Origin of the sequence: Salinibacter grassmerensis (assembly GCF_947077765.1) — a bacterium.
GTDB classification, from domain to species: Bacteria; Bacteroidota; Rhodothermia; order Rhodothermales; family Salinibacteraceae; genus Salinibacter; species Salinibacter grassmerensis.
Genome location: NZ_CAMTTF010000004.1, coordinates 48,952 through 75,063, shown reverse-complemented (window position 1 = coordinate 75,063; position 26,112 = coordinate 48,952). Strand labels below are relative to the sequence as shown.

The 26,112-nt window shown below is 64.9% G+C and carries 17 protein-coding genes and 4 tRNA genes; 13 read left to right on the top strand and 8 right to left on the bottom strand.

The window, feature by feature from the left end:
- Positions 1-27: 27 nt before the first annotated feature.
- On the bottom strand, positions 28-882 hold the full coding sequence (locus OJB03_RS10405) for an SAM hydrolase/SAM-dependent halogenase family protein (RefSeq protein ID WP_263787159.1): 855 nt from the start codon (positions 880-882) through the stop codon (positions 28-30).
- 210 nt (positions 883-1,092) lie between these two features.
- On the opposite strand from OJB03_RS10405, the gene OJB03_RS10400 reads away from it, so the two are divergent.
- Entirely contained in the window at positions 1,093-1,722 is a 630-nt protein-coding gene (locus OJB03_RS10400; protein WP_263787156.1) for a GbsR/MarR family transcriptional regulator, read from the top strand.
- A gap of 21 nt (positions 1,723-1,743) precedes the next feature.
- Positions 1,744-2,115 carry a YraN family protein gene (locus tag OJB03_RS10395; RefSeq protein ID WP_263787154.1) on the top strand — a complete coding sequence of 124 codons (372 nt, stop codon included), beginning with the start codon at positions 1,744-1,746 and terminating at the stop codon, positions 2,113-2,115.
- 13 nt (positions 2,116-2,128) lie between these two features.
- Here the strand turns inward: OJB03_RS10395 and OJB03_RS10390 are convergent, their stop codons facing one another.
- Positions 2,129-3,229, bottom strand: a complete 1,101-nt coding sequence (locus tag OJB03_RS10390; RefSeq protein WP_263787152.1) for a carboxypeptidase regulatory-like domain-containing protein — start codon at positions 3,227-3,229, stop codon at positions 2,129-2,131.
- A 106-nt stretch (positions 3,230-3,335) separates the two neighbouring features.
- Complete coding sequence (locus OJB03_RS10385) at positions 3,336-5,315, bottom strand: AMP-binding protein (protein ID WP_263787150.1); 1,980 nt, start codon at positions 5,313-5,315, stop codon at positions 3,336-3,338.
- A 288-nt stretch (positions 5,316-5,603) separates the two neighbouring features.
- On the opposite strand from OJB03_RS10385, the gene ftsH reads away from it, so the two are divergent.
- On the top strand, positions 5,604-7,664 hold the full coding sequence (ftsH, locus tag OJB03_RS10380; protein ID WP_263787147.1) for an ATP-dependent zinc metalloprotease FtsH: 2,061 nt from the start codon (positions 5,604-5,606) through the stop codon (positions 7,662-7,664).
- A gap of 52 nt (positions 7,665-7,716) precedes the next feature.
- Complete coding sequence (gene msrB / locus OJB03_RS10375; RefSeq protein ID WP_263787144.1) at positions 7,717-8,118, top strand: peptide-methionine (R)-S-oxide reductase MsrB; 402 nt, start codon at positions 7,717-7,719, stop codon at positions 8,116-8,118.
- A 41-nt stretch (positions 8,119-8,159) separates the two neighbouring features.
- Here msrB and OJB03_RS10370 read toward each other — a convergent pair whose 3' ends face one another.
- Positions 8,160-9,206 carry a sodium:calcium antiporter gene (locus OJB03_RS10370; protein ID WP_263787141.1) on the bottom strand — a complete coding sequence of 349 codons (1,047 nt, stop codon included), beginning with the start codon at positions 9,204-9,206 and terminating at the stop codon, positions 8,160-8,162.
- Between the two features lie 241 nt (positions 9,207-9,447).
- Between OJB03_RS10370 and OJB03_RS10365 the strand changes: the two genes are divergently transcribed.
- From OJB03_RS10365 to OJB03_RS10350, 4 genes are all read left to right on the top strand, one after another.
- A tRNA-Tyr gene (locus OJB03_RS10365) sits at positions 9,448-9,530 on the top strand.
- Positions 9,531-9,594: 64 nt separating this feature from the next.
- Positions 9,595-9,666, top strand: a tRNA-Gly gene (locus OJB03_RS10360).
- A gap of 19 nt (positions 9,667-9,685) precedes the next feature.
- Positions 9,686-9,757, top strand: a tRNA-Thr gene (locus tag OJB03_RS10355).
- Between the two features lie 118 nt (positions 9,758-9,875).
- A tRNA-Met gene (locus tag OJB03_RS10350) sits at positions 9,876-9,947 on the top strand.
- A gap of 308 nt (positions 9,948-10,255) precedes the next feature.
- Here the strand turns inward: OJB03_RS10350 and OJB03_RS10345 are convergent.
- Positions 10,256-13,843, bottom strand: a complete 3,588-nt coding sequence (locus OJB03_RS10345) for a DUF4175 family protein (protein ID WP_263787137.1) — start codon at positions 13,841-13,843, stop codon at positions 10,256-10,258.
- Positions 13,844-14,230: 387 nt separating this feature from the next.
- Between OJB03_RS10345 and OJB03_RS10340 the strand changes: the two genes are divergently transcribed.
- On the top strand, positions 14,231-14,740 hold the full coding sequence (locus tag OJB03_RS10340) for a hypothetical protein (protein ID WP_263787135.1): 510 nt from the start codon (positions 14,231-14,233) through the stop codon (positions 14,738-14,740).
- Between the two features lie 80 nt (positions 14,741-14,820).
- Here OJB03_RS10340 and OJB03_RS10335 read toward each other — a convergent pair whose 3' ends face one another.
- Together OJB03_RS10335 and OJB03_RS10330 are read right to left on the bottom strand one after the other, a co-directional pair.
- Complete coding sequence (locus tag OJB03_RS10335; protein WP_263787133.1) at positions 14,821-15,162, bottom strand: putative quinol monooxygenase; 342 nt, start codon at positions 15,160-15,162, stop codon at positions 14,821-14,823.
- Positions 15,163-15,234: 72 nt separating this feature from the next.
- Positions 15,235-16,626, bottom strand: coding sequence for a DUF2851 family protein (locus tag OJB03_RS10330; protein ID WP_263787131.1), 1,392 nt, complete (start codon positions 16,624-16,626; stop codon positions 15,235-15,237).
- Positions 16,627-16,779: 153 nt separating this feature from the next.
- Here OJB03_RS10330 and OJB03_RS10325 point away from each other — a divergent pair, with 153 nt between their 5' ends.
- From OJB03_RS10325 to OJB03_RS10310, 4 genes are all read left to right on the top strand, one after another.
- A complete protein-coding gene (locus OJB03_RS10325) occupies positions 16,780-17,079 on the top strand; it encodes a hypothetical protein (RefSeq protein WP_263787129.1) in 300 nt (99 codons plus the stop codon).
- A 16-nt stretch (positions 17,080-17,095) separates the two neighbouring features.
- Positions 17,096-17,641 (top strand): thermonuclease family protein, encoded by a 546-nt coding sequence (locus OJB03_RS10320; RefSeq protein WP_263787127.1) that lies wholly within the window; start codon positions 17,096-17,098, stop codon positions 17,639-17,641.
- A gap of 135 nt (positions 17,642-17,776) precedes the next feature.
- The gene (locus OJB03_RS10315; RefSeq protein WP_263787125.1) at positions 17,777-20,869 is read left to right on the top strand and encodes a PD-(D/E)XK nuclease family protein; all 3,093 of its coding nucleotides are present in this window, start codon (positions 17,777-17,779) and stop codon (positions 20,867-20,869) included.
- A 47-nt stretch (positions 20,870-20,916) separates the two neighbouring features.
- The gene (locus OJB03_RS10310) at positions 20,917-24,342 is read left to right on the top strand and encodes a UvrD-helicase domain-containing protein (protein ID WP_263787123.1); all 3,426 of its coding nucleotides are present in this window, start codon (positions 20,917-20,919) and stop codon (positions 24,340-24,342) included.
- Positions 24,343-24,619: 277 nt separating this feature from the next.
- On the opposite strand, the gene OJB03_RS10305 is transcribed toward OJB03_RS10310, so the two are convergent.
- Positions 24,620-26,026: an aminopeptidase P family protein gene (locus OJB03_RS10305; protein WP_263787121.1), complete on the bottom strand. Its 1,407-nt coding sequence runs from the start codon at positions 26,024-26,026 to the stop codon at positions 24,620-24,622.
- Between the last annotated feature and the right edge of the window lie 86 nt (positions 26,027-26,112).

Sequence of the window (26,112 nt, the reverse complement as noted above, 5' to 3'; positions counted from 1 at the left end):
CGTAGAGGACGCAACCGAAGACCAGGACTATTCAGACGGCCCCTGGAAGACAATTTTTATGGAATCGCCCTTTCGTATGTCCAGTAGTTCGGCGCCGTTCCCCCCATTGGCCGCGATCTCCAGGTAGCCCGTGCTTCCAAAAAGCAAGAGCGGGTCGCCCTCTGGCACGGCCCCGTACGTCGGGTGGAGGGCCTGCAGGGTCGTGTTGCCCGCATAGGTTTTGAGGGGCGGAAAGGCGTCGAGCGGTGGATTTCGCTCCTCTAGGCCGGCGGCCTCGGCCATCGCCGGGCGCCGGATGTTCGTGATGCAGTTGCCGAAGTGGTCCACATGCACCACCCAGCCCTGCACCGTTTGGGCACCGGTCGACGGACGGGCCCAGCGGAGCGGTTCGAGCGTGTCGATCGACGTCCCGAGGGCGTCCACGGACCGGCCGTCGGCGAGGTGGGCCGCGGCGGGAGCGAAAATATCGCGGCCGTGAAACGTCGTGCTTGGCGATTCGTCCCGCCAAAAGGTCGGATCGTCGAGCTCTACGATGGCGTCTGGCGACGCCTGATCCAGCACGAGTGGAAAGACGCCGTTGTCGGGGCCCACAAACCACTGCCCCTCGGCGCGGAGGGCCACGGCGCGTCGCTCCGTGCCCACCCCTGGATCCACCACCACCAGGTGCACGGCGCCGTCGGGAAAGTAGGGGCGGGCCGACTGCAGCACGAAGGCCGCCTCCATGACGTCCTGTGGGCTGATCTCGTGGGTCACGTCCACGAGTCGTGCGTCCGAGCAGATGGAGAGCATCGTCCCCTTCATCGACGGCACATACGCATCTTCCGTGCCGAAGTCCGTTGTGAGGGTGACGATGGGGGGCGAGAGGGGGGCGGGGGCGGACATGGGCCTCGAATGATGTGGAAAAGTGCTTCGTGAGTGCGACGGCAGGTGTAGCGCATCTCAGTGATGGGACATGAGCATACGAACCGTGAACCGTGATGTGTAGACCCGCCCCGCCTGAGAGAAACAATTCGGAGGGATTTAGGAGTTGGCTTCATCACGCTGGTGGGCATTCCCCCAGAAAACCGGGCTGCCAACAACACAGCCTCATCCATGTCATCCCCCGAGCCGTCCGGGCTTGATCTCCTGGACCTTCACCGCGACTCCAAGGCCCGAGTCGCCGTCGACCGATTTGTCTCCCTTTGGGGGGAGATGGCGTCGGCGTGGGGGATCAACCGCACCAGGGCGAGGATTCACGCGCTGCTCTACTGCGCGGCGCGGCCCCTCAGCACCGACGAGGTTATGGCGTGTCTGGACGTGAGCCGGGGCAGCGCCAACATGAATCTCCGGTCGCTCGTGGACTGGAACCTTGCGGACAAAACGCACCGTCCGGGCTCGCGCAAGGACTACTACCGGGCAGAGACCGATGTGTGGCGGATTGCCGCATGCATCATCGAAGAACGTGAGCGTCGGGAGATTCATCCCGTCCGATCGCGTCTCCAGGAGTGTACCGATCTGCTGGTCGAGGACGGCGAGCCGCTCGAAGGCCATCCAGGGCCCGAACAGGCGCTCCACCACCGCTTTGCCGACCTCATCGACCTCCTGAACGTGCTCGAGGGCGCCTCCGAGGCCCTTCTGCCGCTCGTCCGCAACAGAGATGTCGATCAGATCGAGCAGCTGCTCGCCGTGGCGCGCCGGCTGGGCGAGTCCGAGGACACCACCACCTCTCCCGACTCCTCCTGATGGGATGCTCCCCTGTCCGTCATGGCAACGACCAACGACATTGGAGACCGCGGGGAAGAGATCGCCGCCACCCATCTCGACGAGGCCGGCTATGAGATATTGGAGCGCAACTACCGCTATGAACGCAACGAGTTGGATCTGGTGTGTCGGAGGCCCGGTGCGGATACGGAGTACGTTTTCGTGGAAGTAAAGACCCGGAGCGGGACGGGATTTGGGGCGCCGGAAGCCTCGATCACCGCACAGAAACGAGAGGCACTGCACCACGCGGCCCGAGGCTACCTCCACGAGCATGCGTCCGAGGGGGCTCCGGCCCGCTTCGACGTCGTGACGGTCATGCTGACCGACCGGGCACCGGAGGTTCACCACTACGAAAATGCCTTCTGGGCCAGCTGAGGGACCGGCCGCGCTACCGCGGCGGTTCATACCCACGAGGCAGGCGCTGAGCCATCCGGGCGGTGAAGGCAAAATACTGGTAGAGCGTGGCCCCGTAGGGCTCCATAATTTCGCCGGACGGGTCGACGTGGAGAGGCCGTTCATTGATTTCGATCCGGGACGTCTGGTGGTCCCGAGGCGTGCGCCGGCGCAGGTCGGCCCATTCAAGGTACGCCTTGCGTTCCGGCCTCCCGTGATAGACCACCTCCAGCCGATCGTGAGCGTTGAGGAGATAGGTGGAGTCGGGGCCGGCCTCCAGAATGCGATCGCGGCTCGTGGGGAAGCGATCGGCGCGCGCAGTGCGGCGGACGGCGGACGCCCGAGGCAGGCGGTAGAGGTCAAAGTGCTCCGCGTCGAGCCGGTCACTCATGAGGGCACGGAGGAAGTGACGGAGGGACCCTCGATAGGCCCCCAGTCGGTTTTGCCGCCACCGGGCGGCCTCCGCAGAGTCCGTCGGCGTGAGGGCCTCAAAGAGCGGCTCGCCGTCCCACCGCACCACCGACCCCCGCTCTTCGAATTCCTTCAGGAAGTAGGTGAGGCGGTAGCCCAAGGCCCGGTTTTCGATGACCACCGGCTTCTCGGCCCACGCCTCGAACCGACCCCACCACTTATCGTCGAAGCGGAGGACCTCGGGGTTCACGAGCGTGCAGTCCTCTGCTAGGTCCGAGCGCCCGATGAACAGACGCCTGAAGTGGTCCAGACGCTCGTACCACTCGTCGTCGCGCTCCGCCGAGACCGTGACCGGCGGTGAATCGAGCACCTTGTCGTCGAGGCGCACGGTCACGGTCAAGGGACGATCGGGGGCGGGCCGGAGGGAGAGCGCACGCCGCTCGTGTCCCACCCGCGACACGTACAGCCGCTTCGAGCCCAGGCGGACGCCCTCCAGCCGAAACCGCCCGCTTGAATCGGTCACGGTGCCGTGCATTGACTCCACTACGAAGACGTGGGTGCGGGGGAGTGGCGCATTCGAGTCGGCGTCGAGCACCCGTCCTTCAATGACGCCGGTGGACTGGCCCGACGCGCCCCCAGGCACACACGTCAAGACGGCCAGGAGCGCAACGAGACGCACCCACATATCGGATTGGATTCATCGTTCCTTTACGAGTTCGTACACTGTTCAATGGCGAGAAATGGGGGATGTTTGTCTGTGGGCCAGGCGAGGCGCAGAAGTAGGGGGGATCCTACCGCGCCTCCTGGATGGCCTCGACGGTGCTCGGGTCTTCCAGGCTTGACGTATCGCCGAGCTCTTCTCCCAGGTACGCCGCCCGGATTACGCGCCGCATGACCTTGGCGTTGCGCGTCTTGGGCAGGGCGTCGGTGAAGCGAATCTCACGCGGCTTCAAGGGCTTGCCCATCTCGTCCACGACGACCTGCATCAGCTCCTCGCGGAGGGCCGCGGTTTCGGCGTGGTCCGGCTCCAGCATCACGAAGGCGACGATCTCAGAACCCTTCACGTCGTGTGGCACGCCGATGGCCGCGCTCTCGGCGACCGCCTCGTGGGCGTTGAGAAGCGCCTCAATCTCGGCCGGGCCGAGGCGCTTGCCGGCCACGTTAATCGTATCGTCTGAGCGGCCCAGGATGTACCAGAGCCCGTCTTCGTCGACGGCCGCAAAGTCGCCGTGCACCCATACGTCGTCGAGCCGATCCCAGTACGCCTCGTGGTAGCGGTCGTCGTCGCCCCAGAAGCCGCGCGTCATGCCGATCCAGGGCGCCCGCAGGACGAGCTCGCCGACCTCCTCCCGGACCGGCGTGCCGTCCGCGTCCACGACGTCGGCGTCCATGCCGGGGACTGGGCCGGAGAATGCGGCGGGCTTGAGGGGCTCCAGGAAGTTGCCACAGAGGATGCCGCCGGAGATCTCGGTGCCGCCGGAGTAGTTAAGAATCGGCCTCTCGCCGTCGAGCACCGTTTCGAAGCACCACGACCAGGACTCGGGGTCCCAAGGACTGCCGGTGGAACCGATGGCGCGGAGGCTCGACCGATTGGACGCTGTCACGGGCGCGTCGCCGTGCGTCTTGAGGGCACGAATGAGGGTGGGGGAGACGCCGAGGTGGGTCACCTCGTGGTCGTCTACCATTCGCCAGAGGCGTCCAGGGTCAGGGTGATCGGGGGCTCCGTCGTAGAGCACCATGGTCGCCCCCACCGTGAGCGTGCCGAAGACGAGCCACGGGCCCATCATCCATCCCATGTCACTCATCCAGTACATCGTCTCTCCCGGCTTCAGGTCCATCGGGTGGTACATGTCCTGCGCGCCCTTGATGGGAAAGCCGCAGTGGGTGTGTACCGTCCCCTTCGGCGGCCCGGTGGTGCCGCTCGTGTAGATGACCATGACCACGTCGTCGGCGCTGGTGCGGGCCGTGCGGGCCTCCGGATCGTGCCCCGCCACGAAATCGTCCCAGAAGCGGTCGCGCCCGGTCGTCATGGGCGTGTCATCCCGCCCGAGGTGACGACGGACGATGACGTGTTCGACCGTGGGGCACTGCTCGACGGCCGCGTCCGCGGTTTCTTTCATCTCGATGGGACGACCTCGGCGCGCAAAGCCGTCGGCCGTGAAGAGGGCTTGCGCCTCCGCCCCTTGGAGCCGGGTGACCAGTGCCCCGACCCCGTACCCACTGAAGAGAGGCAGCAGCACCCCCCCAATTTTTGCGATCGCCAGGAATGCAATGACGATCTCCGGGGTCATGGGCATGTACAAGCCAATTCGGTCGCCCGTCCCGAGCCCCATCTCCCGCAGCGCGTTTGCACAGCGACAGACGCGCCGGTGAAGCTCGCCGTACGTCAGCGTCTTCGTGGTCCCGTCCTCGCCCTCCCAGCGCAGCGCCGCGCGGTCCTCCACGGGCGTGCCCTGCCACCTGTCGAGGAGGTTGTGGACAATGTTCATCTTCCCGTTTACGCACCAGGAGGGCCGCTCAATGCCCGCCGAGAGGTCGACGATTTGGTCGTACGGATCGTAAAATTCAATGTCCAGGTCGTCGAGCACCGCGTCCCAGAACCAGGCGACGTCCGAGGCGGCCCGTGCTCGGAGGGCCGAGAGGTCCGCCAGGTCGTGTTGATCCATGAACTGTCGCAAATTTGAGTCAGCGACGACGTCCGGGTCGGGGCGCCACACGACATCTTGGCCGAACGGAAACGAGTTAGAGGGGTGCGACATGTCAGTGGACATGAGGGAAAATGGGACCGGTGAACGAAAAGAGAAGGAGGTGAAAGGGCTTACACAATAATCTTCACCGTGGAATAGAAGCAACCGATATCTCCGGACCCATCCCCGAAACGTCTGTGTAACGTACATTCTCTGAATGAAAGAACATTCCCTACAGGCCTGTGGTGGGACACAATCCATACCCACGGGTGTATGAGGAGACGCTTGATGTTCTGGGTCTACCCTTGCGCTCTGGGCAACGTCCCCGTGCCAGGGAGCCCTCGATGATCATTCCTAATTGACTGAGTCGACGTGGCTGACCAAACTTCTCAGAATAACGATCAGAACGGATCCGGGCTGCCCGGAGGAGGGCCCTCAGGAACTAGCCGTGGGCGCCTCATCGTCTGGGTCGTTGCCGGGACACTGCTTGCCCTATGGGCATACACCTACTTTGGCATGGGGGCGTCGGGGGGCCAGCGCATTAGCTACAGCGAGTTCCGCACGCAGCTGCAGCAGGAAAATGTGGAGCGCGTGGAGGTGGAGGGCAACGCCATCAACGGCAAGCTGCAGTCCCAGGCCACCCGTACCGAACAGGGAAATACGGTCGAGTATCAAAACTTTGTGACCTACCTCCCTTCGTTCGGGGACGAGCAGCTCATGGACCTACTTGAGTCACAAGGGGTGAACGTGGTGACGAAGCCCGAGAGCAGCTTCCCATGGGGGCTGGTCATCATGGGACTCCTGCCCGTTCTCCTCCTGTTCGGAGTGGGGTACATCTTCCTCCGTCGAATGCAGTCACAGGGCCAGGGGCTGTTCTCGGTCCGGCAGAGCAAGGCAGAGCTCTACGATAAGGACGAGGAGGACACCACGTTTGACGACGTGGCCGGTGCCGACAGCGCGAAGGAGGAGCTCCGCGAGATCATCAAGTTCTTGAAGAACCCGAAGCGATTTGAGGGGCTCGGGGGCAAGGTGCCGAAGGGGGTCCTCTTGGTAGGCCCGCCGGGAACCGGCAAGACACTGCTTGCCCGGGCGGTGGCCGGTGAGGCGAACGCCCCGTTCTTCAGCGTGTCGGGATCCGACTTCATGGAGATGTTTGTGGGCGTTGGGGCCTCTCGCGTCCGGGATATGTTCAGCGAGGCAAAGGAAACGTCTCCGGCCATCATCTTCATCGACGAGCTTGACTCCATTGGCCGCAAGCGGGGGGCGGGCCTCGGGGGCGGCAACGACGAGCGGGAGCAGACCCTCAACCAGTTGCTGTCGGAGCTCGACGGCTTCGAAGAGAACGAAGGCGTGATCGTGATGGCGGCCACAAACCGGCCCGACATTCTTGACTCGGCCCTCACGCGGCCCGGCCGCTTTGACCGACAGATCACTGTGGACCTGCCCACGAAGCAGTCCCGCCACGAGATTCTGAAGATCCACGCCCGGAATAAGCCGCTGAACGACGACGTGGATCTTGAGGAGATCGCGCGCAGCACGCCTGGATTCAGTGGGGCAGACCTCGAAAATCTACTCAACGAGGCGGCACTCCTGGCCGGGCGCTACGAGCACGAGTCCATTCGGTACAGCGACATTGAGGAAGCGCGAGACAAGGTCATGATGGGCCTCAAGCGTGACGGCATGGTGCTGGACGATGAGGAGAAGCGGCTCCTGGCCTACCACGAGGCTGGCCACGCCATCGTCGGGGCGGTTCTCCCCAACGCCGACCCGGTGCACAAGGTGACCATTGTGCCTCGGGGGAAGGCCATGGGAGTGACCCAGCAACTGCCAGAAAAGGACAAGTACCTCTATCGGCTCGACTACATCCTGGATCGCCTGGCCGTCATCATGGGCGGCCGTGCGGCGGAGGAGCTGATCTTCGACACCGCGACGAGTGGCGCCGAGAACGACCTCAAGCAGGTGCGGAAGATGGCACGAAAGATGGTTCTCGACTGGGGAATGGGGGACCAGTTCAAGCACATCTCCCTGGGGGAAGATCAGGGAAATGTGTTCCTCGGCGACGAGATTGCCAAGGGACGCGAGTACAGTGACGACACGGCCCGAGAGGTGGACGAGGAAATCCGCCGCATCTCCGAAGATGCTTTCCAGCGGGCCGTCGATACCTTGACCGAGCACCGCGAGGCCTTCGACCAGCTGGCCGAGATGCTCATCGAACGGGAAGAAGTGCCCGGCAAGGACGTCCTCAACCTTGTGAACGGAGATACCGACGAGATCGGCCACATGCCTACGACCAACGGCACCAACGGCGAAGTCGCGTCTGAGGAGAATGGGTCAGTGGACGAGCACGAGCCCGACGAGGCCGAGGTAATTGAAGAGGGAGGCGAGCCGGAGGAAGATCACGCCTCCGGAACCGGCGGTGCCTCCGGTTCTTGAGTCCCACCGGTCGTACACTAGATTAATACGTTTCAGAACAGCATCCCCCACCATGGCTGAAATTGATCCGCTCCGTCCGTCCAATGACACACTCCGTGATGAGCTGACCGAAGAGCAGTACCATGTCACCCAAGAGGCGGGCACGGAGAAACCCTTCAGTGGAAAGTACTGGGACCACAAGGGCGACGGCCTATACCGCTGTGTGGTTTGCGAAACCCCCCTCTTCGACTCCGACACCAAGTTTGAGTCTGGCAGCGGCTGGCCTAGCTTCTACGATGTGGTGGAAGAGGGAAACGTCGAGCTGAAGTCCGACCACAGCCTCGGGATGCGCCGGACCGAGGTGGTGTGCGACGACTGCGGGGCCCACCTTGGGCATCTCTTTGAGGACGGCCCAGAGCCTACAGGACAACGGTATTGCATCAATTCTGCGGCCCTTGACTTTGACGACGAGTAGTAGGCCCCGGTCCCAACGGCGCGACCGCTAATGGGGACACGTTACGGGCCGGGAGGGGGAAGGTTTGGGATCAGATCGACGGTCCCCACCGTCTCGGCCCCCATCCATACCACGAATGCCAAGTACAGGGCGATGAGCCCCCAGGCCTCGAGCGTGGTCAACACCATTTCCGACCGCATTGTAAGGAGAACGACGAGGGTGGCGAGAGAAAGCACCCCCATCATGGGCATCCCCACAGAGTAGTTGATGGCGACCGTACCGGCGACGAGAGCCCCGGCAGGGATGCAGACGAGGAGATCGAAGATATTGCTGCCCAGCACATTGGCCACGCTTGTAACGGAACTGCCGGACCGAGACGCCCGGATGCTGACAAAGGCATCTGGCACGGAGGTGCCGGCTGCAACGACCGTAATGCCCCACAGAAAGCTTGGGGTGCCGAAGATGTCACCGAACGCCACGGCCGACTGAATGAGCCCTTCCACCCCGACGAGAATGACCAGTAGCGATCCTACGAGCCATCCTGCCTGTTTCGGAAGATAGATGTCGGCGGGAGGGGCCTCGGGCTGATAATCCCGTGTGTCCTGGTATTGTAAATACACGTACACGACGTAGAGCGCGAGGGGAAGCAGGGCGAGGCCGCGCGTCACGCCCCCAATCTGGGCCACCGTATCTCCCGAGAGGGGGTTGTAGATGACAGCGAAGGAGAACACCAGCAGGAGGACGACGATCGAGATGAGGTAGAACTGGGTCTCCTTATAGATCAGATCGCGGGTCGACTCCAGCTGCTCCCCCGCCCACAGGCCGGCGAGAGCCGGAATCATGAGAATGTTGAAAAGGGCGGAGCCCACGACGGCCGCAACGCCGAGTTCAAAGTCGCCGTGCCGGGCGGCGGATAACACGGCGGTCGAAAGTTCAGGAAAGCTCGATCCGACTGCGAGCACAACGGACCCCTGCACGAGAGGGGGAAGCTGGTAATACGCCGACAACTCCTCGGCGGATGATTCAAGCCACTCACTGCCCTTCCAGACGACGACGGTGGATGCGATCGCGAGGCCCGTGTAGGCCAGAATCGTCGCGATGACGTTCATACAGGGATTCGAATTGGAGGAAACAGCGTCACGAATCGGCTCCTCCAACCACTCATCGAAGACGGAGTTCACCGGGGGAGGGACCAGGGACACCGACCCAGGCAGACCGGAATACAGGAAGCTCCACCTCTTCATTTGAAATTCGCCCCCCTCCCGGGCAACTTTTCCGCCGTCAGAATCTAGAAGGGAAACCGCAACGCCGAGTTGACCAACTGGTCGAATCAGCACCGAGTAGCTCCTCGGGTCGGTAGCGAAGTGGCCAAACGCAGCAGACTGTAAATCTGCCGGCTTATGCCTTCGGAGGTTCGAATCCTCCCCGGCCCACCTCGATCTTAAATGAGATGCCCCGAGTAGAGAATGCTCGGGACTGCAAGCTTGAAAGCACCTTGCGGGAGTAGCTCAGGGGTAGAGCATCACCCTTCCAAGGTGAAAGTCGCGGGTTCAAATCCCGTCTCCCGCTCACCGTACAGGTTGTAGCGGCCGCCTTAGCTCAGTGGTAGAGCACATCCATGGTAAGGATGAAGTCCCCGGTTCGAGTCCGGGAGGCGGCTCTGAGCATCTGGTACTGGCCGGTTTCCGAAGAGAGATTGAATTGGTTTTAGATCGCCGTGAAACCGACGAATGACGGAACTCAGGGGGACGTGGCGAATACCAGATGATGCTTTACACCGCGGGGTGGAGCAGTGGTAGCTCATCAGGCTCATATCCTGAAGGTCGCGGGTTCAAATCCCGCCCCCGCTACTGATTTAGTATTCACCTTGAACGGCTCCGTCAGTCGACGGAGCCGTTTTTGTTGTTAGGTGAGAGAGGTGCCAGCATCGATCGGTGCAGAAGTGACCGATCTATCGCCCAACGACTGAGACCGTTCGGACTACGGCACCGGCGTACCCCGAGCTGGATACTCGCTCGTGCCCCCAACGTCGTTTCTACTCCGCCCAAGACGGGTGCTCGACCCTGACTCACCAACAGCACCGGTCCGATGAGCACGACGGAGGTGTTTAAGTTGGAGACGTCAGCTCTCCGACGGGGCCGACGTGGAGGGGGATCGGCTAGTCTCGCGTCCCCTCGCTTTGCTCAAGAAGCTCAAAGTACTTCTTGATGAGCGCCTCGTAGTCTGAGTCGTACCCCATCTCCAGAGCGCGAATGAGGTCGCGCCGGAGTGTGTCGGTGTCCTCCGAGTCAGGACGGTCGCCGGGAGGCTGTCGATCAACGTCGTCCGCCTGGCGCCCCCGCCGCTGCTGTTTCTTGCCCTGTGTGCGGAGCGACTGCTGGGCGTTGAGAAGACGGCTGAGAATTTGCTGCTGGCGGTTAATGAGGTCTCGGCTGTGGCGGCCGCCCTGCAAATCGTCGGCGGACTGCTCCATCTCGTCGGCAATCTTCTGCAGGTCGCCCATCAACTTCTGCTTTGCCTCCTCCTCGATGTTCATCTCGTCGAGCTGCTGCTTGATCTGGCGCTGCTGCTTGGCGAGCTGCTTCCGCCGGGCCTGCATGTCTTTTGAGAGACGATTGCCCTGGGCCTTGCTGAGGAACTTCTGGATCTGCTGATTGAGCTTCTGCTGCTGGCCGGAGGCCTGTTGCAGCTGCTGCATGGCCTGCTGCATCGACATCTTGCCGCTTCCGCCGCTGCTTTGCTGCTTCATCTGATCCAACAGATCAGAGAGCAGGCGGGCCAACTCGTTCAGGTGCATCATCGAGGTCTTCTGGTAGCCGGTGGCCTTTCCCCCCTCACGGGCGTCCAGTGCGGCGGTCGCGTCCCCCATCGCCCGCAACGCGTTGCCCGTCTTCTCCTGAACGGCCTTTGACATTCGTGGAAGTCGGTTCGCAATGGACTGGAGCGAGTCGGCGACGTGGTTGAGGCCATCTTGTAGTCCCTTCTGTTGGGCAGCGAATCGACGAACGGCGGAGCCGCCTCCCTCCAGTTCCTCAAGGGTCGTGCGGAGGGCCTCTTGGTCTGTGGACAGGCGAAGGGTGTTTTCCAGGGTACTACGGAGACCCGTCATGTTCATCTGGCGCTGCTGCCCCTTCATCTGCTGCTGCATCTGGGACATCTGAGACTGCATGCTCTGGAGGCGCTTCTGCAACCGCCGCTGCTGCTGACGGGCCTTCTGAAGCTGGTTCTTCCGAAGCTGTTTGCTATTCTGTCGCATCTGCCCCGACATGTCCTGCTTCTGCATCTGCTTTCGCATTTGCTGAAGGTCCTTCTTCGGGGCCGACGGGACGCCCTCCATGTCCTGCTCGGCGCTCTTCATTTCCTCCATGAGCTTCTCCATCTCGTTCGCCAACTCCTCCTGCTCGCGCGCGAGGTCTGGGTTGGCCGACGAGTCGGCCTTCGGAGACCGCTGTGAGGCGAGCGAGTCGGATGGCGCGCTGGCTGTCGAGTCCGAGGCGCTCGGTGAGGAAGCATCGGCCCGGGACGAGTCGGAGGGGGAGGGCACCGTCGTGGAGTCGGACGACGGCGGGGCCGACGAAGACGGCCCTTCCTGAGACTGGCCAGTCGAGTCCGCGTCGGAGGGCGCATCCATGCGCTCGGACGTCTCCTGGGCAACTTGGTCCTCCCGCTTCCGAATGTCCTCCGCCCGTCGGCCCAGCTCCTCCATCTTCTGCCGTGCCTTCAGTTGCTTAAACAGGTTGAGCGTGCGCTCCAGCTGTTGCTCTTGCTGCCTGAGGCGGGACTGGGCCTGCTCCATGGCCGACTGCATCTGGCGGAAGCTCTGGTCCTGCATCGACCGGCGCATGTTTTCGAGCGCCTTCTGCAGGTCCTTCGACTCCATCTCGTCGATGGTTTGCTTCAGCTCCTGAAATTTCTTGCTGGTCTCTGGGCTCGACAGGTCCTTGCGCTGCATCTCGCGGTTCAGGGAATCCACCTGGCGCGAGAGGCTCGACTTGCTCTGGGAGAGCGACTTTTGCTTCTGCTGCAGCCGCTCGATCTGGCGCTGGTCCTCCCAGTCCGCCTCTCGCGTGCGGCGAACCTCCCGGCGAAGATCCTGAAACTGTTGCTGCACGTCTTTCGACCGCCGGTCGAGCTCTTGCATCTGCTCGCCGGTCTCCCGCTGCAGGGTGTCGAGCTCCTCGTACTGTTCAGAAAGAGAGGGGAAGCGGAGCCGCTGGGTGGCGGTGCGGCCGCCTTTGGGGCCGTTCACGGTGTCGTTGTCCCAGGCCTTGACGTAGTAGACGACCTCGTCCCCGCGCTCCAGGCTGAGGCCACTCTCCTGAGCGAGGAGCCATGTGTGGGAGAGAACCTGGTCCGTGGCCTGAGCATCGGGCAGGGAAAGGTCGATGGAGGCGAACGACGAGTCCGCATTTGCCCCGCCGGTGCGACGGTAGAACAGGGCCGCCCGCCGGAACCCGTAGTCGTCGCTGAGCTGGAGCCGAAGCGGCTGTGTGAGATCCGGCGACAACTCGGCGGGGTGGCCGGGCTCGAGGAAGGAGACCGACGGCCGGGCGTCGGTCTGAAGATCGACCTCGTAGCGGATCGGATCGCGGTTCGAGATGCCGTCTGCACTCTCCAGGTGGAGGGCGTAGGTGTCCTCGCGGCGAAGGCGAAAGCGACCAGTGGCCGAGTCGTCAGCGACCGTAAGTGACTGAGCGGGGCCATTCTCAAAGTGAAGCGTTGCGTCCGTGACCGCAGCCCCGCCGAGGGCCGCGGATACCGTAACCTCTGTGCCGGGGAGGGCCGTCACGGTGCCCACGTTGGGGGCAAGCTCCCGGGCGGGGCGGTTGGTGTAATCGGGCGGGCGCACGTGGAGTCGCAGCCGTCGCACGATGGGACGCTGGGCCACCTCCACCGTGTACCACTCTGTGCGGACCGGCGAGGCCGCCACGCGGTAGCGTAGGGGGCGGCGGACGTTTGGGACCGTGTGCTGGTAGGTGCCCATGGAATCGGCCTGCACGGCGACGCGCCGGGGCGATGTGCCCTCGGGGGAGCGAAGCAGGAGCGTGGCCGTCTCGGGGACGGTGCCGGTGCCCTGGATGGTGACGCGAAGCGAATCGCCCCGGACGAGCTGGGCGTCGCCTGGGCGCACGTCAAATTGAAACAGGGCTGGCCGCTCGAATTCGGTTCGCGGAGCAAGGAGACGCTCCGAGGCGTCGAGGAACGTGGAGGGGGCGGCGAGGAGAAACGTCAGAACGGCCAGGGCTGGAAACAGAGCCCACCGGGCGGCCCGTCGTGCCGGCTGAAAGTCGGCTACCTCGTCGAACCGCACCTCGTCGATTTGATCGGCGAGGTGTTGGACGGCCTGGTCCACGTACGGGGCGGGGGCGTGCGACCGCTGGCCCTCCGCCAGTTGCAGCAGGTTCACCAGCCGATCGGCCACCACCGGGTGATGCTCGCCGACCGTCCGGGCGATGTCCTCTTCGGACGGGCCGTCGAGGAGTCCGAGGAGGCGGCCCACCGGGCGGGCGATGAACGCCGCGCCGATTCCCAACAGAACGGCGCCGGCAACAAGGAGCAGGCCGGTGCGAAGGCTGGGCTGAAGCCACAGCGTCGCCTCCAGTGTGGCGGCGAGAACCCAGAGGGCCGCTGCGGTCCCTCCCGCAAGAGCTCCCCCGAACGCGAGCCGCGCCCATGACATGCGTCGCGTCACCCGACGAAGACGGGTGCGGAGGCGCTCGACGAGTTGGGCCGTCTGTTCGCTCATGGGCGGGAAAAGCTGATCGGAAAGCGTATATCCGGCGGGAGGCGGGACACAGGAGAGCGTCCCGAAGATCCTGGTGCTGGGAGCATCCAACAACGAAAGGCCCCTGTGCTGGCTGAAAGACTGGTTGGCGGAATGCCTTTGATGCGTCGTGCCGTGTCAGCGTACCTTTCTGTATCGTTTGGTGTTTCTCTGAGTGTTCATCCTGAACCCGGTCTCGTGGCGCACAAGTTCGTCCTCGCTCGCGGGAGACCAACGTGAAAATGGACGCAAATTGGTGCTCGTGGGATCAAAGGCGCATTTCGACGGACACCTTCGCGCATTCGTGCAGTAGATCTTCTTGCGTGCCGTTACACTTTCTTCGCCTCCCTTATGCTACACGCAGACCGTTTGGTACTCCTTCTCGCCCTCGTGGGACTGCTGGCCAGTGGGTGTCGCACCTACGGCGGGTACGACTCCAAGCCGAAGACCTATCAGGCGATGCAGCGGTCGGTTGAGGCCTTCGCCGACGAGCTCGACCGGGCCGAGGCCGATTTTCGCACCCTCACGGACGCCGCGGAGGCGTCCGACACCCTCCAAGCACTGGCGGAGGACTACCAGGCCCTATTGGACGAACACGAGGGCTTGTTGGAGACCCAACGGAACCGGGTTGAGCGGCTCTCGGCCAGCAGCGCCTACAGATCGCTTCAGCGCGGGTACGGAGCCACCGTCAAAGAAAAGAAAATAATGAAGAAGAAGTACCGACACCTGGTGCGGTCCGTGCACGCGACCGTTCAGGGAGATCAGGTCGGGCCCACGGCTCCGGAAACAGAGCGACGATACACCATCCGCCCCGTCAACTTCCCGTCCCTCCAGGACGAAGAGCGGCTGAGTATGGAGCAGGCCCTCGGCGACCGTTAAGGGGCCTGTATACTGGTTTGTGGCCTTCCTGAGTTGCTTCTGGGGGCGCCCTCTGGCCTATCAATTCACAACGGGGGCTCTCAAGTGCCAGTCGGATTCGGAGCGTCTCGGGCGGCGTCGTCAATCGCGCCGGCTGGGCGGGCGACGGTGTAACTCTGGGCGCGAGGGCGCTCGGCGAACAGGGGCTTTACCGCCGACCACGTACGCCGGAAGAGGTCGCTGTCTCTGTAGTGGTCGAGTGCCTCCGCGCTTTCCCACTGACTATAGGTGGTGCACACGGCGGGGGCATCCGCACCCTGCCAGAGCTCAAGGTGCCGACAGCCTGGAGCCGATCGAATGTGCGGAGCGGCCTCGTCGAAGTGGGCGAGAAACTGATCGACCTTGTCAGGAGCGAACGTCATCCGAACGATACGAACGAGCACGGGCGACTGGGAGTGTGGAGGGCCGTTACGCGCTGCCTTCTATGGATCGCGGCGTGGGGAGTTGGAAACGCCTCAGTCGCTGAGGAGATGCTGGCCAATCCGGCAGTCCAGGCAGCCCCCCGCCGAGCAGTAGTTTTTGTAGAGCTCATGGAGGCCCTGAGCGTCGTACGCCGACTCGGGATCAGTGCCGAGGTCCTGAAAGCGCCGGACCACATGGTCCTGGGAGGCCGGAAGTGCGCGGAGCACGTCTAGCGCAGCGTCGGCTTGTGCGGTGTCTCCCCGACGCTCGGCATCCTGTAGGAGCACCGGCACCACGGCGTTGACGAGAAGCGTGTCGCGGCGAGACGTGCCGAGGCTGGGGTCGTGCTCGGCGGCCCGCTTCGTAAGGTGGTAGTGCGTGCGCCAGAACGCTGGGGGAGAGGCCGCAAGCGCCTCCCGAAGCGTCGCGACGGGAGTGTCGCACCCCAGCGCCGTGCGGAGTGTGGAGACCGGAGACTCGCGCAACAGGCCCCCCTCGCCGTACCACGCCGCTGCCTGTGCAATACGAAGCGGGGGGAAGTTGTTGGGCCGGAGGCGAAAGAAGGTCCAGGCCGTTGAGGCCATCGGCCGGACGTCGAGGCCGACTTGGAGCCGCCGAAAGTGGTCCCGGAGGGCCATCGCGTAGTCGGCCGTGGGGCGGTCCGCCTCCAGCAAGTCACCGGGCTCAGGAAGGAGTCCTGCCGTTCCGAGGAGAAGTGCCTCTCGTTCTGGGGCCGCGTCGAGGGGACGGAGCACCTTCGGGGGGGTTCGTCGAGCGAGTGTCGTCATGGGGGCGTCATTTTTCGCATAGCCGAGTCCGCCGAACAGATGCTGGTGGAGAATCTCGGCCGGGGGTGTTTCCGACGGTTCCGGCAATTGGTCGCGTTTTTCGGTGAGTCGATCTTGGCCGAGTCGGCGGATCCACGACTGGCGCCGGACGGCCGGCACCTCGTCCCAGCGTGACGCGCAGGGCAGCGCATCGTCGTCGGCCCGCGTCCTGAACGAGTAGAGCAATTCGCGGAGGGGTGTGTCGAGGCGCGGGTAGAGCGCGAGTTCGGGGAGTGGGGATTCGTCGGCCCGGAGCAGCCCCCCGGTCCACATGTCCGCGTGGAGGGTCACATGGAGCACCACGCTGTTGAAGCGCGGGTCGGTGTGGTGCTCGTGACGAAACCACCCGCCGGAGGTGGTGTGGACTTCAATCTGTCCACGCCAGTCTATCCCCCCGATGCGAACGTGGGCATTTTGAAAATCCGGCCCGGCATCGGCGTTGAGTTGCCCCGGGTCGCAAACGTCGATGGTGTCTCCGTCGGTCGTGGCCAGGTCCTCGGTCTCGAAGCGCTGCTGAGCCCAGAGGTCCTGCACGAGCGCCTCCGGCACCGTAGCGGTTTCCGGGGCGGGTTCGTGGAGGGTATCGGGGTCGGAAAGCGGGGAGTCGAGCGTCGGCATGACACAGGCTCGGTGGACATGGGGATCGTTCGGCGGCCTGTGTCTGTCAGACACCTGCCCTGCACAATCATAACGTTGCGGCGGCGAAAACAGCCTTCGCTTCTCGGAGACCCCTCCGGTTCCGATATTTACCCTGATAACCCACGATCCGGAATGGACACGTCCGACCGCTGGAGGCCCCCAGACTTGGCGTCGTGGCGGGTGTTCAGTGTGATCGTTGCTCTGCTGCTTGGGGCGCTCGCGCTGGAGATCGCGCTCGCGTCGCACTGGACCGATCCATTCCGGGTGTCCGAGACCTGGGTCCTCGTGGGGGTGGGACTGGGCATGGGGTTTCGGGCCGCCGGGGGATGGCTGGCGCGCCGGGGCCGTCCGGGCGAGAAGACACTCCGTCGGTTGAGTCTCGTGGTGTGGGCCGCGGCGGCCCTTGGCGGACTCGTAGGGCTCATGCTTTGACAGAATCCGTCGCTTGATGTCTGTCTCTACCTGTATTCTTATCGCCGTAAACGCTGAAGACTGTTCGTTTTCGCTCGTGTGGGGACGGCGAGGTGTGCTCGCGGGCCTTGTGCTCCTTCTTTGGGGCCCCGTCCTCGCACAGGGGCAGTCGTACGTGGGCAAAGGGCACAGGGTATTGGACGGGGACACGATCCACCTCCTCCGTGAAACCGGACAAATCGTACGGGTCGAGTTGTACGGTATCGACGCGCCCGAGCGAGGACAGCCTTTTGCCGACGCGGCGGCCCAGGTTGTGCGACGTGTTGTGTTCCGGACGGACGTGCAGGCCCGGGCGGAGACGGACGGCCCCGATGGCCGCTCCGCTTTCGTGGTGCGTGTGAACGACCGCGTGCTCAACGAGCATCTGCTCCGAAATGGACTCGCGTGGTGGGACCGTGGACAGGCCCCCCACAACGATCAGTATCGCCGCTTGGAGCAGCAGGCCCGAGCGAATGAGCGGGGGCTCTGGGCGCAGTCCGACCCGGTGCCGCCGTGGACGTGGCGGGGCGAGGAGGGCCCGTAGCTCCGAGCGAGAGTTGGCATGCCCAGCAGATCATCCGCTCGTCCACTTTGGATTGTGCCGTTCAGCCGGCAGGTTGTATGCGGCATAGCATCCGCCGGCCAGCCCCACCGTTCTCTGTGTTCGTTTTCCTCGATTATGTCAGCTGTGTCTGCATCTTCCGCCTCGCCGGGCGCTCAGCTCCGGACCCTCTGCCGTGCCCATCCTCACGCGCCGAAGGTTGTTCTCGTGCCCCGGACGCAAATCGGGCGCGCCCTCGAAGATGCACTTGCGCGGGACGCGGACGGATGGGCTGGAGTCTCAACCCGCATCGTGCGTCACCACGCCGAACAGGTGGCGCAGCCCTGGATGCTTGCCTCGGGGCGGAGCGAGCTGCCGGTCGGCGGGCGGTCGTTTCTGGCGGCGCGCCTGCTGGAGCAGCTACGGCGTCGGGGGCGGCTCGATGGGTTGCCCGGCCCCCGTCAGCTGGCCGACACGGTGGCCGAGGCCATCGAGACGCTCCGCCGGAATGGGGCCCCGCTGGCGGACGTGCAGCAGCGAGCCGAGACGGAGGACGCGTCGGCGACGTTTCGGGTGGTGGCGGACTGCTACGAGGGATACCTGGATGCGCTAGACGCAAACGATCTCTACGACGACGCGCAGGTCTTCCGGTGGGCCACCGGGTGCGTGCGAGAGGAGGCATCTCCGGCCGTGGAGACCTCCGTGGTAGCGGTGTGCGACGCCGTGGACCTGCCGGAGGAGGCCCAGAAGTTTTTGCGTGCCGTCCGGTCTGAGGCCGAGGCGTTCTACCGGATTGGCCGCCCGCAGTCGAAGGCCCCGCCTCCGCAAACGGCCGCTGCGCGCTTTGCGGACGCCCCGCTGCCGCCCGGCGAGAAGGAAAACGAGACGGTTCAGGAGGTTCACGTGCGTCGGGCGGTTGGGAGCGCGAAGGAGGTGGACGCGCTCGTCCGCGATCTCCTCGATGCCGACGTGCCGTTTGACGAGGTGGAAATTGCCGTGGCGGGAGAGCAGCCTTACGTCTCTTTGATTGCCGACCGGGCCGAGCGAGTGGGCCTGCCGGTGTCCATCGCGACCGGGGTGTCTGCGGGGAAGACCCGCACGGGCACGGCACTACTCGCGTTCTTGGAGTGGGTGACCGAGGACTTTGACCCGGCGGTCCTGATCCGGATGTTGCGAAGTGGGCATCTCCGCATCGACCGGATGCGTTCCGAGATCGAGAACGGGACGGGGGCGGGGCTCCTAGAGGCCCACGAGGTTGCGACCCTGCTGGCCGCGCGACGATACGAGCCCGGGCGGGACGGATACGCGAAAGCACTCGGGGCCGCGATCGGAGAAATCGAAGAGCGCATTGCGGAGTTGGAGGAGCGTGGTCTTGACCCGGAGCGGGATCGTGAAAAGCGGCGGGCGCTGCAGTTTGTCGCCCGGCTCGTGGAGACGCTATTGAATCTCGTCCCGCGAGAGGCCTCCGTGCAAGAGATGGCGGCGAAAGCACAGCAGTTCGTCGAGCGGTTCGGCCCTGTTGACCCGCCCGCCGAAGACAAGCCGGAGGCGGAGCGGACGCTCGACGAGGCGGGTCGTACTGTTCTTTGGCAGCGCCTCGACCGCCTTACACGAGCCCCGGTAGACTACGAGGCGTCCGGCCCACAACTCGCCGCCCTCCTCCGGCGCTGGCTCGAGGGACAGTACGTGCGGGCCGAGCACCCGCGCCCCGGCACTGCGCACGTCGTGCCGCTCGAAAGTGCGGGGTACGGCGACCGCCCGTACCTCTGCGTCGTCGGGATGGATAGCGACACGCTCTCGACGGCGGCGGTGGAGGACGCCATGCTCCGCGATCCGGATCGTCGTGCGCTCAGCGAATCCCTGGACGGAGAGCTTCCCGAGCGACGCTCGGCCTCGGACGAGGCGCAGTGGCACCACGAACAGGCGCTTGCGCGACACGCCGGAGTTTTGTCCCTGTACACCCGCGTCTTCGACCTCGACAGTGGGGAGGAACGGTATCCCTCCCCGCTCTTTCTGCGGCTGGAGGAGACCCCTGAGGTTGAGTCCGAGCGGACCGAAGGCATTGTGCCGACCGGCGAGCGCACCTGTCTCAACGACATGGAGGCGTGGTTGACGGTCTCTCGGAATCGAGGCAGCGCAGGCACAGGGGCGAGCACTGCCCGCGACGCACTCTCCGACTGCTACCCCTGGGTCCGGCGTGGGGAGGAGGCCCGACAGGCCCGCCAGGGCGGCGAGTACACGGTGCACGACGGACTGCTGGAGGCGGGGACGTATCCGGAACTGGATTTTCTTCGGGACCGCGAGAACGCCGAGCCGATGTCGGCGGGGCGACTAGAGACCTTCGCTGAGACCCCGTATCTGTACTTTCTACAATACGTCCTGGGCGTCGAGCCCCTCGACGAGCCTGCGCTGGACGACGAGCCCTGGCTCAATGCCCTTCGGCGCGGCAGCATTCTCCACGCCACCTTCGAGGCGTTCATGACGACCCTCCGGGAGCGGGACGTGCCGCCTGCGCCTGAGCACGAACCGCTCCTCGAAGATACGCTCCGGGCCGCGTTTGAAACGGAAGCCGAAAAGGTCGCGCCTCCGAGCGACGTCGTGGAGGAGGCGGCCTTTCGTCGGCTCCGGGAGGACGCGCTTGTGTTCTTACGGGGCGAGACGGAGCACTGTCGCACCCACGCGCCGCTGTACCACGAAGTCGGGTTTGGCTACGGCCCGTACCGGCGGGATGAGGAGGACTTTGGGGCGGTTACGATCCCGGTTGAGGGACGTGAGATGTCCCTCCGAGGACGCATCGATCGCGTGGATCGTCGGCCGGATGGAACCCTTGCAGTGTGGGACTACAAGACGGGGCGCGCGTCCTCCTTCGAGGAGGGCGACCCCGTTGCGGACGGCGCCCAGCTGCAGTGGGCGCTCTACGCCTATGCGCTCGCCACGCTGACGGACGAGACGGTCGGGGCGTCCGGCTACTATTTCCCAACGACCCGAGAGCGCGGCACGCGGCTCGCCTTCGATCCGGGCCGGCACCGGGCCGAGGTGGGGCGGCTTCTCGATCGGCTGAGGGCCCTTGCCGCCTCGGGAAGTTTCCCGATGCATCCTCGTGCCCGGTACCTCAACGCATGGCGGTACCGGGGGTACGACCGCCTCTTCCGCGATCTGCCGGCCCGGAGCACGGCCCTCCAGGCGAAGACGTATCCCGAGGAGCGTCCCACCCCCCCGTCCTTCGGGTAGTCATCGGCTGCCCAACTGCCGTTTTTCACCCATACCGACCAGCGTTTATGTCTGTCCCCCACTCGGTCTCCTCAACGTACGACGATGCTGCTGTTCGCCGACGGATTGGTCCATGGCGGGAGGACAAGGTGCCGGCCCTCTCGGCCTTCGAGCCGGACACAAACTTTTTCGTCCGGGCGGCGGCCGGCTCGGGCAAGACGACGGCCCTCGTGGCCCGCATGGTGGCCCTCGTGCGCTCGGGGGTGGCCGTGGAGGATCTCACGGCCATTACCTTCACCCGGAAGGCGGCAGGGGAAATGAGCAAGCGGTTCTACGAGGAGCTCCGGCGTGCTCAGTCGGCACTGCCGGCGGAAAGCCCACAGCAACGACGAGTTACGGCCGCCCTCCAGGATGCGCAGCAGGCCTTCATCGGCACCATCCACGCGTTCTGCGCGCGTCTCCTGCGCGAGCGGCCAATTGCGGCAGACCTCCCCCCTGGATTCGTTGCGGGCCTGGAGGACCGGGAGGAACGGGAGCTCCGCGACCGCGCCTGGCAGGACTATCTCCAGACCGTACAGGCCGACCGGCCCGCCCGCATGGAGGCGCTCACGAGCCTGGGGATGGAGCCGGAAGACCTGGACGCCTACTTCGAGCGGCTGTGCGAACACCCCGAGCTGGACCCGTACGTCGACGCTCCGGACACCGTCCCTGAGCTGGAGCAGGCCGTGGCGGCGGTGCGGGCCGAACTCGACACGTGGCAGGCCCGCCGTCCGGATGCGCTGCCCGAGGGCCGCGACGAGGTGATGCGGGCGTTCGACACGGCGGAAAAACTGATCGCGCAGACGGGCGTGGAGACCCCGGCCCAGCGGGCAGAGCTGCTCGAGCTGTTTGCTGGCGTGGCCGACGAGGAGTCGGCGGACGTGACGCTAAAGTGCTGGCGCGGCCCCCAAACGGACGCCTACGACTGGGCGCGGACACTGCGGGATGAGCACCTGCCCGCGCTGGTGCGCGATGTGGTGCAGCCGGCCCTGCGTCGGTGGCGGGCCTACGTTCACCAGGAGGTCGTGGCGTTCGTCCGTCCGGCTGTGGACGGGTTTGCGTCCCTTCGACGGAAAGAGGGCCGGCTCACCTTTCACGACCTGCTCGCCTGCACTCGGGACCTCTTGCGCGACCACCCTGGCCTCCGAACGACCATTCAGGAGCGCCATCCCCGCCTGCTGGTCGACGAGTTTCAAGACACAGACCCGCTGCAGGCGGAGCTCCTCTTCTACCTCACCAGCCGCACTCCGACCGAGACCACCTGGACCGACTGCCGTCCGATCCCTGGCAGCCTCTTCATTGTCGGGGACGACAAGCAATCCATCTACCGATTCCGACGGGCGGACATGGAGGTGTTCGATGCCGTCGGCGAGCGCATCGAGGAGACGGGGGGCGAGGCCGTGACGCTGACCAAGAACTTCCGCTCGCTCGACGTCATCTGCGACTGGTGCGACGGGGCGTTTGGGACCCTCTTCGACGACTCAGACCTGGTGGATCTCCAGGCTACATACACCCCGTTCGACCCCCAGCGCACGACGGACCAGGACGTGGGTGGGGTGCGGCGGATCAACCTTGAAAAGGTGCGTGGGAACTGGGGGACCGACATCGCCCGGCAGGACGCCGAGCGCATTGCCCGTTTCATCCGGGGCGCTCGGGAAGAAGGGCTCAACGAGAGGGCTGACGATCGGGACGGGGCGATTTTCTCCGGCGGTGCAGACTATTCTGACTTTCTCATTTTGACGCGGACCAAGTCGCGCCTCTCCGTCTACGCCGAGGCCCTGGCCGAGCGCGGCATTCCGTACACCGTGACCGGGAGTGAGGACCTGGGCGAGGCGGCCGAGCTAAAGGCCCTCGTGGACCTGCTCACCTGCGCCCTCCGCCCCGACGACGAGGTCGCGTGTGTGGCGTACCTGAAGGGGCCACTCGTGGGGGCGAGTGACGACGACCTGTACCGGTTTTCGCAGGCCGGCGGGTCGTTTGATTGCATGCACGAGCCGGTGCCGGCGTCGGTGCTGGAGGCCCTTCCGGCCGAGACAGCGCGGCTGTTTGAAGAGGCCTTCGGTCACCTGCGTGCGGCACGGCGCCTGCTTCACGAGCACCGTCCGGGCGTCGCGATCGAACAGATGATTGACGACCTGGGGCTGCTCGCCGGGGCCGCGCACCCGCCGGACGCGGCCGAGGGGTCGCTCCGGGCCGGGCGCGTGCTCCGCACGATCACCTACGTGCAGGATCTTGCCGCGCAGGGACTCGGCTGGGCCGAGGTGCTGGAAGAGCTGCAGCGGGTGGTCGACGGGGAGGAAGACGTGGACGGCATGACCCTGGAGACAGGCGGCGATGACGCGGTGCGCGTGATGAACGTGCACCAGGCCAAGGGACTCGAAGCGCCGGTCGTATTCCTGGCCGATCCGTACAGCCGGAGCAGCGGGCCGTCAGTGCGTCGCCACCTCCGCCGGGAGGCCGGTGAACTCGTCGCCCCCATCGTACAGGGAAGCGGCTACCGTGAACGAGTGACGCACCCACCGCTGGGATGGGAGAGGCCCGCAGACGGGCGGGACGAGAGTTTCCGCGAGAGTGAGGAGCGCCATGAGGCGGCCGAGGAGCGCCGCCTCCTGTACGTGGCGGCCACCCGGGCGAAATCCCTGTTGGTCGTATCGACCTACCCGGAAAAGCCTGAGGACGGCCCTTGGGCGCCCCTCTACTCACACCTGGACGCGGCGGACGTCCCCGAACTGGAGATTCCAGACACGGAGCCGCCCGGTGACCGGCTGGAGGCCCCTGCCCCCGACCTGAAGGCCCAGCGCACTGGACGGGACGCTCAACTTGAGCATCAATCTCGTCCCTCGTACCGGACGGAGTCCGTCACCGAAGGCGATTGTGCCTCCGCCGTGCGTCCGTCCACGGCGTCGGAAGGATACGGAGAAGCGTTTGGCTCAGTAATCCACCAGCTCCTGGAGCAGTGCGTCCGCACGGGCCGTCCGGCCCCGTGGACCGACGAATCTGTGGTGGCGTCCGTACTCGAACGAACAGGGGCGGAGAACACGCCCGACGCCGTTGAGCGGGCTACGACGATGGTCCGGCGGTTCCTGGACAGCCGCGTGTGGGCGCTGGTGCAGGACGCGGATCGCGTGCACGCCGAGTACCCGATCGCCCACGCAGTCCAGCATGAGACTCCAATCGTGCGTCGGGGCACGGTCGACCTGGCCTGTCGACAGGGAGGAGCCTGGACGCTGGTTGACTACAAGACCGATCGCATACAGGGCCAGCCGCCAGCAACCCTGTCCCTTGACCATCCATATGTCCGACAGCTCCAGATGTACGCGAGGGCCTGGACCGCCGTGGTTGACGAGCCGGTCGCGAACGTGGGACTCTGGCTTGCGGACGCCGGGGCGCACCTGTTTGGAGAACCCGAAAGGGACGAGCAATCCCTTTCTCTGGCCCGTCGCTCCGCGGACTAATCGGCTCTACTCGGGACACGGTCTGTCGTCACTGAGAACGGTGTATGGCGCCGGCTCCACCATTCGCCGTCACTCTCGGTTTAGACGAAGAGCTGCACGTCGCCAATCCGAAAGGGACAGCAGGCACAAGCCGGCGAGCCAACGCACAGCAGTCTCGAATCTGGGGCGAGGTCGGACTCATGCTTCGTCGTGCACGAAAGACGTTTCCGCCTGATGCGCACGATCTGGGCACACGCTCCGAATGCCCCCTAGGGGAACTCGCATGACGGCTGGGGGGCTAGGCGGGGTCAGAGGAGCCAGCCCGAGCGGCCACCTTGCCCGGTGCCTTCGGAATGTCGGGCCCCAGGATGCGGGCTCCGTCCTCGGTCACCAGCATGTCGTCCTCAATGCGGATGCCGCCAAACCCCAAGAAGTCCTCCACCCGCTCGTAGTTGATAAACCGCTCGTGTCGTTGGTCCGCCCGCCACTGCTTGATGAGGGGAGGGATGAAGTAACACCCCGGCTCCACGGTGACCACGAATCCGGGCTGCAGGGGACGTCCCAGGCGCAAGGTGTGGAGGCCGAATTGCTCTGGGCGGGTCTGATTCCTAGCGTACCCCACAAACTCCTCCCCCAGGCTTTCCATGTCGTGGACGTCGAGGCCCATCATGTGCCCGAGGCCGTGCGGAAAGAAGAGGGCGTGGGCCCCCGCCGCGACTGCCTCGTCGGCGGGGGCCTGCATGAGCCCCAGGTCGATCAGGTGCTCCGTGAGGGTGCGGGCGGCGTGCTTGTGGATTTCGATAAAGGGCACGCCGGGAGCGAGCGCGTCGATGGCGGCGGTTTGGGCCGACAGCACGGCTTCGTAGACGGCCTGCTGTCGAGACGTGAAGCTCCCCCCAACCGGCGTGACACGGGTGACATCGCCCGCGTAGTGGCCAGGCGAGGTGGCCCCGGCGTCTACCAGAAGAAGGTCGCCCTCCGCAAGCGTGTTTGGGTACGAGTGGTTGTGCAGGACTTCACCCCGTACCGAACAGGTCGGCGTAAACGAGAAGCTACCCCCCTCGCTCGCCAGGAGGCCCGTCATGGCCCCCATGATTTCTTGTTCGGACGCGCCGGGGACCGCGTGCCCCTGAGCGCAGGCGTGGACCTGAGCGGTGCGGTCGAGGGCCGTTTCGATTTCGGCTACCTCCTCCGAAGACTTGACCGACCGTTGCCGGACCACAGCGCGAATCAGTGACTCCGAAACGGCGTCGTCGAGTTGAGAGTGAGGGCGGTCCAGCAGCGCCCCCAGGCGGAGCCGGTGCTCATCGCGGTACGGGGGAAGGACGTGAATGGGGCGATCCTGTTCGCAGGCCTGCGCGAGTCGAGAGTCGAGGGCCGAAGGAGGATCGACCGTGTCGACGCCGACCGAAGCGGCGTCCTCCCGAAGAGCGGTCTGCTCCCCTTCCCAAACCACATCGTCGAGGGTCGCCTCTTCGCCGTACAGGGTCGAGGACCCTGCGTCGAGGTCGACGAGGCCGTACAGATTGGGGCGGTCGAGCCCAAAGTAGTACAGAAAAGTGCCGTCCTGGTGAAAAGGGTGGGGGTTGTCGACGTAGTTGCGAGGGGACCGCCGATTTCCGAGCAGCAATGCGAGCCCGGACGCGGGGCGCTCTTGTTCAACGAGCGTGCGACGCCGCGAACGATATGTGGCGGAGTCGAACATCAAATCAGTTAGGAGAAATTGAGGGGAAAGGCGTCGGGCGCGGATACTGAATTGACTGGAAAAGGCTTTCGGGCGGGCCTTTTTGC